The organism is Paucibacter sp. DJ2R-2 (assembly GCF_025717675.1).
Classification (GTDB): Bacteria; Pseudomonadota; Gammaproteobacteria; order Burkholderiales; family Burkholderiaceae_C; genus Paucibacter_A.
Genome location: NZ_JAJIRT010000001.1, coordinates 1,313,812 through 1,327,702 on the forward strand (window position 1 = coordinate 1,313,812; position 13,891 = coordinate 1,327,702).

Here is a 13,891-nt window from a genome sequence, read left to right on the forward strand (position 1 = left end):
GAAAGCCCCAGCGCAAACGGCGCGGGGCCTGAGGAGCCAATCATGCTGAAACCGCAACGTCGTCGCTGGGTCATGCTGGGCAGTGTGCTCAGCGTCCTGCTGCTCGCAGGCTGGGCCTGGAACAGCCAGGCCTCGTCCAGCCAACGACCTTCGCCCTACAAGTTTTCCTCGCTGGACGAGGGCGCCATCACGCAGGTCATCATGGCCAATGGCAGCCTGCAGCCGGTCTCCACCGTGACCGTCGGATCGGCTGTGAGCGGCACCGTGGCGCAGCGCCTGGTGGACTTCAACGACCGGGTCGTCAAAGGCCAGGTCCTGGCCCGACTGGATGCCGCGCACTTTGAGGCGCGTGAGCGCCAGGCCTCGGCCCAGCTGAGTGCGGCGCAGGCCCGGCTGGCCTACGCCGAAGGCCATCTGCGCCGCAACGAAACCCTGGCGGCCCAGGGCTTCATCGCCGCGCCCCAACGCGATCAGAGCCAGCGTGAAGTCGATACGGCGCGCGCGGACCTCGACCTGGCACGCGCCCAGCTGGACGCCGCCCGCACCGACCTGAACCACAGCATCATCCGTGCCCCGGTCGATGGCGTCGTCATCAAGCGCAGCATCGATGTGGGACAGACCGTCGCGGCCAGCTTCCAAACCCCGGAACTGTTTCTGATCGCCCGCGATCTCAACGAGATGGTGATTCAAGCCAACGTCAGCGAGGCGGATGTGGGCCTGGTCCGCGAAGGCCAAGCGGTGCACTTCGTGGTGGACGCTTTTCCCGCGCGGGAGTTCGAGGGCAAGGTTCAGCAATTCCGTTTGAATCCCAGCAACACCCAGGGCGTCGTCAGCTACACCGTGATCGTCAACGTGGCCAACCCGCAAGGGCTGCTCAAACCCGGCATGACCGCCCAGACCCGCATCGTCGTGGCCAGCCAGGCCAAGGCGCTGCGCCTGCCCACAGCAGCCCTGCGCTTCAAGCCCAGCGAGGATGAACTGGCCAGCCCGGCGCGGCAGGCCGGTCAGCACAACGCGAAGGCCAGCGATGACGGCGTGCTCGGCAATGTGCGTCAGGGCCAGCGTGTCTTCAAGGTGTACACCGAAGGCCCGAACCGCAAGCTGCAAGCCCATGAGGTGACCATCGGTATCGCCAACACCCGCTACACCGAGTTGCTCAGCACGACACTCCGGCCTGGCGAGCAGGTGGTCATCCGCCGCGCCAAGGCCGACGCTCGCGATGGCGCTTGAGCTCATGGCGCCCCATCCCCAAGGCCAAATGGCCGCCACCGCCAGCCGTCCCAAGGACCCGGTGCTCAGCCTGCGGGGCATCCGCAAGAGCTATCGCAGCGGCGATGTGCAAACCCCCGTGTTGCACGGCATCGACCTCGATGTGCAAGCCGGCGACTACGTGGCCCTGATGGGCTCCAGTGGCTCCGGCAAAAGCACCCTGATGAACCTCATGGGCCTGCTGGACCGCTGCGACGAGGGCAGCTACACCCTGCAAGGCCACGACGTCAGCCAACTCAGCGCCGCACAGCACGCCGAGGTTCGCAATGCACGAATCGGCTTTGTGTTCCAGAGCTTCAACCTGCTCAAGCGCATGAGCGTGCTGGACAACATCGCCCTGCCGTTGATCTACGCCGGCCGCAGCCGCGCGTTCGCCCGCAAGCGCGCCGAGCGACTGCTTGAGCAAGTAGGCTTGGGCACCATGGCCTCACGCATGCCCAACCAGCTCAGCGGCGGTCAGCAGCAGCGCGTTGCCATCGCCCGCGCCCTGGTCAACGAGGCCCCTCTGCTGCTGGCCGATGAGCCCACCGGCAACCTGGACACGCAAACCACAGCCGAGGTGCTGGACATCTTCGAGCGCCTCAATCGCGAGACCGGACTCACCATCGTCCTCGTCACCCACGAGCCGGATGTCGCCCTCCAGGCGCAACGCTTGGTGCGCCTGAAAGATGGACGCATCGCATTCGATGGTCATCCTCAGGAACAGGCCCACGCATGAAACCGCTGCAAATCCTCAACGAAGCCCTTCGCGCCCTCAACAGCAATCGCCTGCGCAGTGCGCTGACCATGCTGGGCGTGGTCATCGGCATTGCATCGGTGCTGCTGATGCTCAGCGTGGGCGACGCGGTGCGCAGCTACATCGCCAAGGAGCTGGCCGTGCTGGGCAGCAACCAGTTGATCGTGCAGCCCGGCACACCGGTGGAGGGCGGCGTTAGACGACGCGCCGGCGACACGCCCAATCTCACCCTCGACGATGCGCGCGCCTTGGCCCAGCTGCCCAGCCTGCGCGGGGCCGCACCGGCGCTGCAAGGCTTCTTCCAGCTGCACTACGGTGACGCCAACAGCAACCAGACCGTGCTGGGCACCATCCCCGCCATGCTGGAGCTGCGTAACTGGCAAATCGAGCGCGGCGTGGCCATCGACGAGCGCGATGTCCAATCCGCCAACCGTGTGGCGGTGATTGGCTCCATGCTGGCGCGCAAATACTATGCCGATCGTGACCCCGTCGGCCAGGTGCTACGCCTCGATGGGCAACCCTTCACCATCATCGGGGTGCTGGCCGGCAAAGGCCGCACCTTGGACGGCACCGAACTGGGCGAACTGACGCTGGTGCCCATCAGTGCCATGCCTCTGCGTCTGGCTCGGCCGGGCCTGGTGCACTACATCAGCCTGCAAGCCCACAGCGCCAAGCACATGGACGACGCCCGCCAGGACGCCGAAGAACTGCTGCGCGACCGCCACCACATCACCGGCGACAAGAAAGACGACTTCGTCATCACCGATCTGGCCAGCATCGCCGAGACCGGGACCTCCATCGCCACGGGGCTTTCCGTCGGGCTGGGGGTCATTGGCGCCATCTCCCTGCTGGTCGGCGGCATCGGCATCATGAACATCATGCTGGTCAGCGTGTCTGAGCGGGTGCGCGAGATCGGCATCCGCATGGCCATTGGTGCCCGCCCACGCGACGTGCTTTGGCAATTCCTGGGCGAAGCCCTGGTGTTGTGCCTGATCGGCGGCGTCATCGGTCTGGGGCTGGCCGCCCTGGGTGCGCTGGGCGTCAACAGCTTGGACAAGATGAGCGTGAGCCTGTCCACCCAGCACATGGCCGTGGCCGTCGGCTTTGCCAGCTTGGTCGGCCTGTTTTTCGGCTACTACCCGGCACGCCGCGCCTCCACCCTGCTGCCCATCGAATGCCTGCGCCAGGACTGAGATGCCACAGGACTGACAAATTTGCCAGTTGTCAGTCCCTAGCCGGCCGGATGAAATCTGATCAGGCGAAAAACCTCACAACGCCGCAGCACGCAAGAGCCGAAACACCCTGAACCCGATTGGAGCGACCGCCATGCGCCAGACCCCTCTGATGTTCCCGTGCGCCAGACCCGCAAACCGAGTGCCTCCCTGGCCGCGCCTGAATCTGGGCCTCGCCCTGATCTGCATCGCACTGCCGGTCAGCGCCCAGGCGCCAGAACCCATCACCGAAGCCCCGCCCGAGATCGCCACTACGAGTGACGCGACGCTGGAGCGGGTGGTGGTCGGTGGCTCGCGCAGCGTGGTCATGCCCTACCAAAACTGGATCAAGGCCGCAGCCCCGATCCACGAGATCAGCCACGGCCTGCTGCGCTTTGGCGCAAGGCTATACAGCCAAGACACCAGCCGCCCGCTGCGGGTCTCCGTCCTGGACGAAGACAAAGACCTGCCCATTGCCCCGCTGCTCGGCCAGCTCTATGTGGTGCCGCACGACCTGCCGGTTCAGCCACAGCACGCCGACTTCAGCATCAACCGCGCCGAGGGCCAATGGGGCGTGGGCAACTTCGCGCTGGTGCCTCAACTCACAGCCCAGACCCCCGACATGGCCAGCGTTCGCCAGGTCTTGCTGGCCTACCAGGCGCTGTACCGCAAGCAGTTCCCGTTGAGCTGGCGCCTCCTTTCACGCTCCGAGGCCAGCTTCGACGTCTGCACCCCGCGTGAAGGGGAAACCCTGCATGCCAGCCAGGCCGACGGCACCGAACTGGCCAGTCTGCGCATGGACCAAAAGGTCAAAGACCATGGCCGCACCACGGGTCGCACCCTCTACTGCGCCAGCATCAAGGCCAATACCGACTGGGGCGACCAGGTGCGCCTCAAGCTGCCGGCGCAGGCCATTGCCCTGCTGGGCTTCAGGCTGATCTGAACCCAGGGCAGGCGCCCGCGCATGTCGCTGGGCAGGACCGGTCGAGCGCGAGCGAATTGAAAGCTCGCGCTTGAATAGACACCCGATGGCATCTGACAACCATGGCTTGATGCAGAAAAAGGCCCGCGTCCTCTAGGAGCGCGGGCCTTCTCACAACGAAATTTCGTAAGTGCGGAATCAGAAAGGGATGTCGTCATCCATATCGTCCTCCGAAGGGACGATCAGAATGGAATATCGTCATCCATATCGTCTTCCGCAGGGACGATCAGAAAGGGATGTCGTCATCCATATCGTCAAAACCGGTCGCCGGGCGCGGCGCCGGGGCGGGCGCAGGGCGGGCTGCCGGGGGGCGCGCGGCCGGGCGAGCCGGGGCGCGAGGGGCAGGGGCGTCACCGTAGTCGTCGCCACCACCGCCGTAGGACGCAGCGCCGCCGCCGGCCGCAGCGCCTGCGCCACGACCTTCGCGGGCACCGTAGCCGCCACCACCACCACCGCCTTCATCGCCGGAGTCACGGCCGCCGAGCAGCTGCATCTCGTTGGCGATGATCTCGGTGGTGTAGACCTCCTTGCCTTCCTTGTCGGTCCATTTGCGGGTGCGCAAACGGCCTTCGACGTAGAGCGGGCGGCCCTTCTTGCAGTACTGGCCGACGATCTCAGCGAGCTTGTCGTTGAACACCACGCGGTGCCATTCGGTCTCTTCCTGCTTCTCGCCGGATTCGCGGTTCTTCCAGTTGCGCGTGGTCGCCAGGCTGATGGTGCAGAACGCGACGCCGCTGGGGTTGTAGCGCAGCTCGGGGTCGCGCCCCAGGTTGCCGATGAGAATGACTTTGTTGACCGAGGCCATATTGCGCTCCGCTGGCGATAAACGCGAGATTATGCCGCCGCCCCCGCTGCCCTGCCCAAACTTGACCCCGTACTGGCTCCAGGCTTCCCAATGCGGGCATCGCCCACAAGAGCTCAGGAGCCCGAGATGCCCGACACACTCCAGCCCGCCCTGCTGCAAAGCAGCCCCATCCTGGACTATGAACATCCACGCATCCAAGCCTTGCTGAGCGAGCGCGGCTGGTCGCTCTTGCCGGAGGCCGAGCGCATCGGCGCCATCTATGACTTCGTGCGCAAGGACATCGCCTTCGGCTACAACAGCGGCGACGAGATCCCGGCCTCCCAGGTGCTGGCCGACGGACTGGGCCAGTGCAACACCAAGGGCAGCCTGCTGATGGCCCTGCTGCGGGCCAGCGGCATCGCCTGCCGCTTCCACGGTTTCACCATCGACAAGCACTTGCAGAAGGGCGCCATCACCGGCCTGGCTTACTGGCTGGCGCCGCGCAGCATCGTGCACAGCTGGGTCGAGGTCTGGCTGGACGGACGCTGGCTGGAGCTGGAAGGCTTCATCCTCGATGCCGCCTACCTGAGCGCCCTGCAGCGCCGTTTCCCGCAAGCCCGGGCCTTCTGCGGCTACGGCGCCGCCACGCCGAATCTGCAGGCGCCCGGGGTGGAATGGTGTGGCCGCAGCACCTACATCCAGAAGGACGGCATCAAGCACGACTTCGGCCGTTTCGACACGCCCGATGACTTTTATGCCCGGCACGGCAGCAACCTCAGCGGCCTCAAGCGCTGGCTGTTCGTGCACGCCATCCGCCACGCCATGAACCGCCGGGTGCGCGCGATCCGGCAGTTCCCGGGCTGAGGCCGCGCGAGCCCAGACCCCGGGCGGCCGCAGTTCGCGCCCTGCATCCCGCACTTAGTCAGGCCGGCGCCAGGCGCGGCGCAGGCTTTGCCTAAGATGCCGACATGGACAGCAGCACGCCCCTGAACCCGAGCCAGAGCTGGAACACCGGCAGCCGCCGGCGTTTCTGGCTGGCCTATGGCGGTGCCTGCCTGCTGACCTGGCTGCTCTATGTGGTGGCCGGGCTCGATTACCAACGCGGCCAGCAGGGCGTGTGGCAGCTCTGGTCCGCCGTCTACGAGGCCACGCTGACGCTCTGGGCACCGATGCTGATGGGCGTGCTGGTCTACCCCTGGGTGCGCTGGCTGCATGAGCGCGACTTCGGCCTGTTCAGCCTGGCCGCCCTGCACGCCGCCGCCGCCCTGCTGTTCAGCACGGTCTGGCTGGCCAGTGATTTCGTGCTCGCCAGCCTGCTCTTTGGCCCTGAGCATGCCGAGGCGACGCTGATGCAGACGGCGCTCTGGCGCGCCATCACCGGGGTGTTCGTCTACGTGCCGGTGTCCACCGGTTTTGCGGCCGTGCTGAATGCCCGGCGCGCCCGCCGCAATGCGGTGGCCGCGGCCCAGGCCGAGAGCGCGCTGGCCCGCGCCGAACTGGCCGCCATCAGCGGCAAGCTGAACCCGCATTTCCTCTTCAACACCCTGAATTCCCTGATCGCCCTGACCCGCAAAGACGCCAAGGCTGCCGAAACCGCCTTGCTGCGCTTCTCCGACATGCTGCGCTATGTGCTGGACAGCAAGCGCGGTGTGGCCGACCGCGTGACCCTGGAGGAAGAGCTGGGCTTTGTGCGCGACTACCTGGCCCTGGAGTCCCTGCGCCTGGGGCAGCGCCTCAGCGTTGAATGGGCGCTGGACCCGCAGACTCTGCAGGACGAGATCCCGCCGCTGACCCTGCAACCCCTGGTGGAGAACTCCATCATCCACGGCATCTCGCCCAGCGTGAAGGGCGGCTGCATCAGCATCAGCGCGCGCCGCGATGCCTTGACGCAAGGCCTGGCCCTGACCGTCAAAGACGACGGCGCTGGCTGCGACCCGGCCCGGCTGAACGCACAGGACGCAGTGGCCTCGCCCAGCGACGCCGCCCATGTCGGCGGCGGCCACCGCGGTGGCGGCATCGGCCTGGGCGCCCTGCGCCGCCGCTTTGCGCTGGACTTCGACGGCCGCGCCCGCATGCACATCCACACCGCACCCGGCGCAGGTTTCCGCGTCGACCTGTGGATTCCACAGGCCCTCACTGCATGAACCCCATGAACACCACCGCCACACCCCGCATACGCACCCTGATCGCCGAGGACGAACCCCTGGCCAGCGAAGCCCTGGCCGACTGGGTCGCGCAGCTGCCGCAGCTGGAGCTGCTCGCCAGCTGCGCCGACGGCCTGAGCGCGCTGGAGCAGATCCGCAGCCTGCGGCCCGAGCTGGTCTTCATGGACATCAATATGCCGGGGCTGAGCGGCCTGCAGGTCTTGCGCGCCCTGGCCGAGGACGGCGCCGGCGGCCCGGCACCGCGCGTCATCTTCACCACCGCCTACAACGAGCACGCCATCACCGCCTTTGAGCTGCACGCGGCCGACTACCTGCTCAAGCCCTTCTCGCAAGAGCGCTTCAACGAGGCCGTCGGCCATGCGCTTCAGCGCGGCACCGCCGCTGAGACGGGCGGCAGCACCCAGGCCCTGGAGGCCGCGGCCAAGCCCGACAGCTCGCCCATGACCCGGCTGCTGGTGCGCGACCAGGGCAAGATCTTCCCAATCCAAGTGGACACCGTCGAATATCTGCGTTCGGACATCAAGTACACAGCCGTGGCCAGCGGTGGCCGCCAGTACCTGGTCAACCTGCCGATCACCGCCTTCGAGCAGCGCCTGGACCCGAGCCGCTTCATCAAGCTGCAGCGCAGCTGCATCGTCAATCTCGACTTCGTGGTGTCGATGACGCCCGATGAAAACTCGCAACTGATCGTGCAGATGCAGGACGGCAGCCGCTTCACGGCCAACCGCGATGTGTCCAAGAAACTGAGGGAGCAATCGATATGAGCTGGAAGCTGCTGTCCACCGGCCTGCTGGCCTGTCTGATGAGCGAGTTGGTGGCCGCTCAGCCCGGCGGCGCGCCCGCCGCAGCGGCGCCTCCTGCGGCCCCGGCGGCACCCGCAGCCCCAGCTGCTGCGGCGCCACCGGCAGCGCCGGCGGTCGAGGGCAAGCTCTACGTCAGTCGCCCGTTTGAGCGCCTGGAGCTGTCAGGCACCGCCAATGTGCGACTGATCCAGGGCGAGCGCGACCAGGTCTTTGTGGTCGGCGACGCCGAGGCCCAGAAACAGATCGAGCTCGACTACAGCGGCGACAAGTTGCAGATCCGCTCGGTCGACGGCTGGAAGATGTGGCGCAACCAAAGGCCGCAGATCGACGTCACCCTGCGCCGGCTCAATCAAGTGATCCTGTCGGGCGCTGGCGATCTGCATGCGCCAGGTGCCTTCCGCTGCGTCCAGCTGACGGTCAGCATCTCGGGCGCTGGCTCGGCACGCTTCGACGAGCTCAGCGCCGAGCGCTTGAACTTCGGCATCTCCGGTGCCGGCACCGGCCGCATCAGCGGCCAGGTGAACGAGCTGTCGCTGCGCATCTCCGGCAAGGGCCGCCTGCAGGCCGAGAGCTTGCAGGCCAATCGCGCGGCCCTCAGCATCAGCGGCATCGGTGAGGCCGAGGTCTGGGCCACCGAACAGCTGGCGATCTCGGTTTCGGGCTTTGGCCAGGTCGACTACTGGGGCCGGCCCGAGGTGCAACGCCAGTCCTCCGGCATCTCGCGCATCAACGCCCGCGGCGACAAGGCCAGCAACGCCCGCGCGGCACCCAGCAATGGCGGCGGCAGCAGTGAAGCCCGCGCGCCGCTGGAGGAGCTTGCGAGGCGCTGACAGCCGCGGCCCTGCCGGAAACCGGTCAAAGTCCACGGCGCCGCCCTGGAGGGCACTGTGCAAAGCTGAGCGTGCAAGCCTATCGTGTGCAGACGAGCACCCGGCACCGCTTGCCGCCGCAGTCGCTGGCGGACCGATGGCCGGGCGGAAGGAGATGCCATGAGCTCCACGCCCGAAACCTCCACACTGAGTGAGCAGCTCAGCCAACTGCGCGGCAGCATGCAATGGCTGGTTCGGCGCTCCGGCTCGGAGCTTCAACGGGCCCGAGGCAGCTACCGCAACCCCTTCGCCCGAGACCGTGCCCGTGTGCTGCATTGCAGCTCCTTCCGGCGCCTGCAGGGCAAGCTCAGTTGGCCCAGTCTCGACGAGGGCGAAGTCATGCGCTCGCGACTGACCCATGCGCTGGAGACCGCGCAATTGGCGCGAGGTTTGTTGCGCGCCTTGGAGGGCTTGCACTCCCGCTCGGAGCCCTGGGTGGCCTTGCTGCCGGACCCGAATTTGCTGGAGTCCATTGCTTTTGCACGCGAGCTGGGCGCGGCCCCCTTCGGGCGCGGCGGGGAGATCATGCTCAACTGCCTGATGCACGAGCACGGCGGCTTCGAGACCCGCGCGCAGAGCATCCGCCTGCTGGCACGCCAGGAGCCCTATGCCGAAGGCTTCGGCCTCGACCCCTCGCGCCGCCTTTTGCTCGGCATGCTGGACCGGCCCTGCCCCTGGTCGCGGCTGCTGTCGCCCCGCCCGCGACAGCAGCCCGGGCCCGGCATGGTGCCGTTGCGCGAACACTGGTCACCGCCCCAGGGCTTTTACGACGAAGACCAGGATCTGGTGGATTGGGTCCTCATGCCCCTGGAAGGCCCGGAAGCCGATCGCCTGCTCATGCCCCGGCGCTTGGCGACGGCCCAGCAGCATGGCCACGCCGGCCCTGGCAGCCTGGATGCCAGCCTGGTGCAGCTGGCCGCGGGGATTGCACAGGGCGTGCATGAATTCGAGGATGGCCTGACCCTTGGCGAGATTGCGCGAGAGGACTGGGAGGCGATCGAACTCGATCGCGGCTGGGCCGAGGCAGTGGACCTGGGCGATATCGACGGCATCGGCCAGGCCTTGTTCGGCAGCTCAACACCGGCACGCAAGCGCGCCATCGGCACGCTGGTGAACGCCCTGGTGGTGTCTGCCGAAGTGGAGCCCCTGCCCGGCCACGAGGAGGCCTTGCTCGCTTGGCAAGTGCAGTTGCTGCCTCAGGCTCAGGTCTTTCTGGGTGGCTTGCAAGCCTTGGTGCAGCGCCGCCTCTACGACCGTGCCCAGGTCCAGATGCAAGAGCACCGCGGCCAAATCGTCTTGCGCGAGCTCTTCGAGGCCTGCGTCACCACACCCAAGCGCTTGTTGCGCGACGAAGCCCTGGCGGCCTATGCGGGGGCAGAGAGCGAGACCGCAAAAATGAGGGTCATTGCGGACCAGCTGGCCGGGCTGTCCGACGCCCACGCCACCCGTTTGCACGACAAACTGGTGAATGGTGTCGGCTGAGTTGCTGCACCCGTCCCGCTCGGGTCGGGCCTGCCCTCAAGGCTCGCCGTCCCAGTAATCGAGGCCGTGCTCGCGCCGGTGGATGAAGGCCGGGCCTTTTGAGAACACAGCGATCTTGCCCGAGTCGGGGTATTCGCAGACTTCGGGCCGGTCCTGGGTGCTGATGCTCAGGTACTTGAGCTCGGCGTCCGAGGTGTTGAGGATGTGGTGCGGGTATTCGGGCCCGCAAGGAATGAAGATGACATCGCCGGCCTTGATGGGCAGCAGTTCATCGGCCACCCGCAAGGTACCCTGACCCTCGAGGACGATGAACATCTCCTCTTGCGTGTGGTGAAAGTGGTAGGGGCAGCTCTGCTGGCCGGGCGCCACGGTGTCCACGCCACAGCCGAGTTTGCGCGCCAGCGTGCCCTCGGACACAGCCCCGACCAGGCTGTCGTAGCGCGGCGCGCGCAGATAGCGCTCGCGCGGCACTTCCAGAAAATTGCGGATCAGTTTGCTGCGCAAATCGGCGGCCTTGTCCTGCGCGTTGTTCGACATTCCGGGTTCTCCTCGACAATGGCGGGCTCATGACCCGTGCTGACCATCTTCCCGCCCCCACCCAGATCCTGCAAGAGGTGTTCGGCTACAGCGCCTTCCGTGGCGCGCAGGCCGACATCGTGGGCCATGTGGTGGCCGGCGGCGACGCCCTGGTGCTGATGCCCACCGGCGGTGGCAAAAGCCTCTGCTACCAGATCCCCGCCATCGCCCGCCACCGCAGCCAGCAAGGCGTGACGGTGGTCGTCAGCCCCTTGATCGCCCTGATGCACGACCAGGTCGGCGCGCTGGAAGAAGCCGGCGTGCACGCCGCCTTTTTGAACAGCAGCTTGAGCGGCGAGCAGGCCGCCCATGTCGAGCGCGAGATGATGAGTGGCCGCCTGGTCATGCTCTACGCCGCGCCCGAGCGCATCACCAACCCGCGCTTTCTGGCCCAGCTCGATTCCCTGCAGGAGCGCGGCCTGCTGAGCCTGTTCGCCATCGACGAGGCGCATTGCGTCAGCCAGTGGGGCCATGATTTCCGCAGCGAGTACCTGGCGCTCAGTCTGCTGCACGAGCGCTACCCCGAGGTGCCGCGCATCGCGCTGACGGCCACCGCCGACGATCTGACCCGCGCCGACATCATCGAGCGCCTGCGCCTGGAAGAAGCGCGCGTCTTCATCAGCAGCTTCGACCGACCCAACATCCGCTACACCATCGTCGAGAAGGACAGCAAGCCGCGCGATCAGCTGCTGCGCTTCATCCAGGACGAGCACCACGAGGACGCCGGCGTCGTCTACTGCCAGAGCCGCAAAAAGGTGGACGAAACGGCCGACTGGCTGGTCAGCGCCGGCATCAAGGCCTTGCCCTACCACGCCGGTCTGGACGCGGCCGTGCGCCAGCGCCACCAGGACCGCTTTTTGCGCGAAGACAGCATCGTCATGGTGGCCACCATCGCCTTCGGCATGGGCATAGACAAACCCGATGTGCGCTTCGTCGCCCACCTGGACCTGCCCAAGAACATCGAGAGCTACTACCAGGAGACCGGCCGCGCCGGCCGCGACGGCGCGGCGGCCGATGCCTGGATGACCTACGGCCTGGCCGATGTGGTGAACCAGCGCCGCATGATCGACGAGAGCCCGGCCGGCGAGGAGTTCAAGAAAGGTCAGCGCGGCAAGCTCGATGCCTTGCTGGCTCTGGCTGAGGCGACCGACTGCCGGCGCGTGCGGCTGCTCGCTTATTTCGGTGAGTTAAGTACAGCCTGCGGCAACTGCGACAACTGCCTCGTGCCGCCCGCCACCTGGGACGGCACCGATTCCGCCCGCAAGCTGCTCAGCTGCATCTACCGCTTTCACCAGAACGGCGGCCAGCGCTTCGGTGCCGGCCACCTGATCGATGTACTGCGCGGCAAGGTCACCGACAAGGTCACGCAGTACGGCCACCAAAGTCTGTCCACCTGGGGTATTGGCGCCGACCTGCCGGAAACCCAGTGGCGCGCCGTGCTGCGCCAGCTGATCGCCTTGGGCCATGTCTTCACCGAAGGCGAGTACATGACCTTGGCCCTGGCCGACAGCGCCCGCGCCGTGCTCAAGGGCGAGGTGCAGCTGCTGCTGCGCGTGCCCACGGCAGCGCCCAAGCGCGGCCGGCTGACGCGCGGAACCAAGCCCGGTGCTGGCAGTGGCAAGAGCAGCGCGCCGATCGAGCTCGACGACGATGCCCTGGCGCGCTTCGAACTGCTCAAGGCCTGGCGCGCCGAGGTGGCCAAGGAGCACGGCCTGCCCGCCTATGTGATCTTCCAGAACGTCACCCTGGCCGAGATGGCCCGACAGAACCCGCAAAGCCTGGACGAACTGGTCGGCATCAGCGGGGTGGGGGCGAAGAAGCTGGAAGCGTACGGCGAAGAGATCTTGCGCGTTCTCGGCTGATCCGTGCGCTGTGCCCTGGGTCACGCGGGCACAAACTGTAACAATCGGCGTATGAAACGCCGCCTACTGCTCAGCGCCCTGAGCCTGCCTACCGGGCAGGTGCTGGCGCAGCTGGCGGCGTCCGCGCCGCTCGCACCCGGCCTGCCGGCACTGAACGTCGAGCGCCAGCTGGAAGCCGCGGCCCGTGCCGAGGGCCGGCTCCACACCTTGGGCATGCCTGACAGCTGGGCCAACTGGGCCGGCATCTGGGCCGACCTGAAGCGGCTTTACGGCATTGAGCACAGCGACGAGAACATGAACAGCGCCGAAGAGATCGAGCGCATGGCACGCGACGGCAGCCGCGGCACCGTGGACCTGGGCGATGTCGGCTTCGAATATGGGGCTGTGGCGCGCGGGCGGGGCATCAGCCGGCCGCACAAGCCCAAGCATTGGGAGCAGATCCCCGCCTGGGCGCGCGACGAAGATGGCTACTGGGCCCTGGCCTACACCGGCACGATTGCCTTTGCCGTCAACAAAAAGCGGCACGGCGGGCGTGTGCCGCGCAGCTGGCAGGAGCTGTTTGATGGCCCCTACACGGTGCAAGTCGGCGGCGTCGGCAGCTCGGCCCAGGCCAGCGCCAATGTGTTGGCGGCCGCCATCGCACTGGGCGGCGATGAAGTGCGCCTGCAGCCGGCGCTGGAGGCCTTTGCCAAGCTGGCCCGACAGGGCCGGCTGATTCACAGCAATGCCACGGTGGCCGACTTGCAGCGCGGCAAGGCCGATGTCTTCCTGCTCTGGGATTTCGTCGCCCTGGGCCATCGCAGCCGCCTGACGCAGCCCGCCGACTACGAAGTGCTGATTCCCACCGACGGCTCGGTCACCAGCGGCTACACCACCCTCATCAACCGCCACGCACCGCACCCCAATGCCGCGCAGCTGGCACGCGAGTACATCTTCAGCGACGCCGGCCAGCTGCAGCTGGCGCGCGGCTATGCCCGGCCGATTCGCCTCGCTCACCTGGACCTGCCGCCCGAGCTGCGCCAAAGGCTGCTGGACCCGGCCCAGTACAGCAAGGCTCGCGCCCTGCGCCCCTTCGTCTGGGCCTGGGAGATGAAGAAGCTGCGCGAGACCTGGCAAGACGAAGTGCTCAAGCAAACCGTGCGCTGAACTGCG

At 67.0% G+C, this 13,891-nt stretch carries 13 protein-coding genes; 11 read left to right on the forward strand and 2 right to left on the reverse strand.

Annotated features, from left to right (window positions below):
- The first annotated feature begins 42 nt into the window (after positions 1–42).
- The 4 genes from LNV28_RS05660 (at position 43) to LNV28_RS05675 (ending at position 4,159) form a co-directional block, all read left to right on the forward strand.
- Positions 43–1,230: an efflux RND transporter periplasmic adaptor subunit gene (locus LNV28_RS05660; protein ID WP_263516074.1), complete on the forward strand. Its 1,188-nt coding sequence runs from the start codon at positions 43–45 to the stop codon at positions 1,228–1,230.
- A 4-nt stretch (positions 1,231–1,234) separates the two neighbouring features.
- Positions 1,235–1,987, forward strand: coding sequence for an ABC transporter ATP-binding protein (locus LNV28_RS05665; protein ID WP_318013827.1), 753 nt, complete (start codon positions 1,235–1,237; stop codon positions 1,985–1,987).
- Complete coding sequence (locus LNV28_RS05670; RefSeq protein WP_263516073.1) at positions 1,984–3,198, forward strand: ABC transporter permease; 1,215 nt, start codon at positions 1,984–1,986, stop codon at positions 3,196–3,198. The genes LNV28_RS05665 and LNV28_RS05670 overlap by 4 nt, the downstream gene beginning before the upstream one ends.
- Positions 3,199–3,331: 133 nt before the next feature.
- Positions 3,332–4,159: a hypothetical protein gene (locus LNV28_RS05675; protein ID WP_263516072.1), complete on the forward strand. Its 828-nt coding sequence runs from the start codon at positions 3,332–3,334 to the stop codon at positions 4,157–4,159.
- Between the two features lie 265 nt (positions 4,160–4,424).
- On the opposite strand, the gene LNV28_RS05680 is transcribed toward LNV28_RS05675, so the two are convergent.
- Positions 4,425–5,003: a single-stranded DNA-binding protein gene (locus LNV28_RS05680; protein WP_263516071.1), complete on the reverse strand. Its 579-nt coding sequence runs from the start codon at positions 5,001–5,003 to the stop codon at positions 4,425–4,427.
- A gap of 126 nt (positions 5,004–5,129) precedes the next feature.
- Here LNV28_RS05680 and LNV28_RS05685 point away from each other — a divergent pair, with 126 nt between their 5' ends.
- The 5 genes from LNV28_RS05685 (at position 5,130) to dgt (ending at position 10,301) form a co-directional block, all read left to right on the forward strand.
- Entirely contained in the window at positions 5,130–5,846 is a 717-nt protein-coding gene (locus tag LNV28_RS05685) for a transglutaminase-like domain-containing protein (protein WP_263516070.1), read from the forward strand.
- Positions 5,847–5,950: 104 nt separating this feature from the next.
- Entirely contained in the window at positions 5,951–7,126 is a 1,176-nt protein-coding gene (locus LNV28_RS05690) for a sensor histidine kinase (RefSeq protein ID WP_263516069.1), read from the forward strand.
- A gap of 5 nt (positions 7,127–7,131) precedes the next feature.
- Positions 7,132–7,911, forward strand: a complete 780-nt coding sequence (locus tag LNV28_RS05695; RefSeq protein ID WP_263516068.1) for a LytR/AlgR family response regulator transcription factor — start codon at positions 7,132–7,134, stop codon at positions 7,909–7,911.
- Positions 7,908–8,780, forward strand: a complete 873-nt coding sequence (locus LNV28_RS05700) for a head GIN domain-containing protein (protein ID WP_263516067.1) — start codon at positions 7,908–7,910, stop codon at positions 8,778–8,780. The genes LNV28_RS05695 and LNV28_RS05700 overlap by 4 nt, the downstream gene beginning before the upstream one ends.
- Before the next feature lie 159 nt (positions 8,781–8,939).
- The gene (dgt, locus tag LNV28_RS05705) at positions 8,940–10,301 is read left to right on the forward strand and encodes a dGTP triphosphohydrolase (protein WP_263516066.1); all 1,362 of its coding nucleotides are present in this window, start codon (positions 8,940–8,942) and stop codon (positions 10,299–10,301) included.
- A gap of 36 nt (positions 10,302–10,337) precedes the next feature.
- On the opposite strand, the gene LNV28_RS05710 is transcribed toward dgt, so the two are convergent.
- Positions 10,338–10,838, reverse strand: coding sequence for a cupin domain-containing protein (locus LNV28_RS05710; protein WP_263516065.1), 501 nt, complete (start codon positions 10,836–10,838; stop codon positions 10,338–10,340).
- Between the two features lie 29 nt (positions 10,839–10,867).
- Between LNV28_RS05710 and recQ the strand changes: the two genes are divergently transcribed.
- Together recQ and LNV28_RS05720 are read left to right on the forward strand one after the other, a co-directional pair.
- Positions 10,868–12,739, forward strand: a complete 1,872-nt coding sequence (recQ, locus tag LNV28_RS05715) for a DNA helicase RecQ (RefSeq protein WP_263516064.1) — start codon at positions 10,868–10,870, stop codon at positions 12,737–12,739.
- 51 nt (positions 12,740–12,790) lie between these two features.
- Positions 12,791–13,885: an extracellular solute-binding protein gene (locus tag LNV28_RS05720; protein WP_263516063.1), complete on the forward strand. Its 1,095-nt coding sequence runs from the start codon at positions 12,791–12,793 to the stop codon at positions 13,883–13,885.
- Positions 13,886–13,891: the final 6 nt, after the last annotated feature.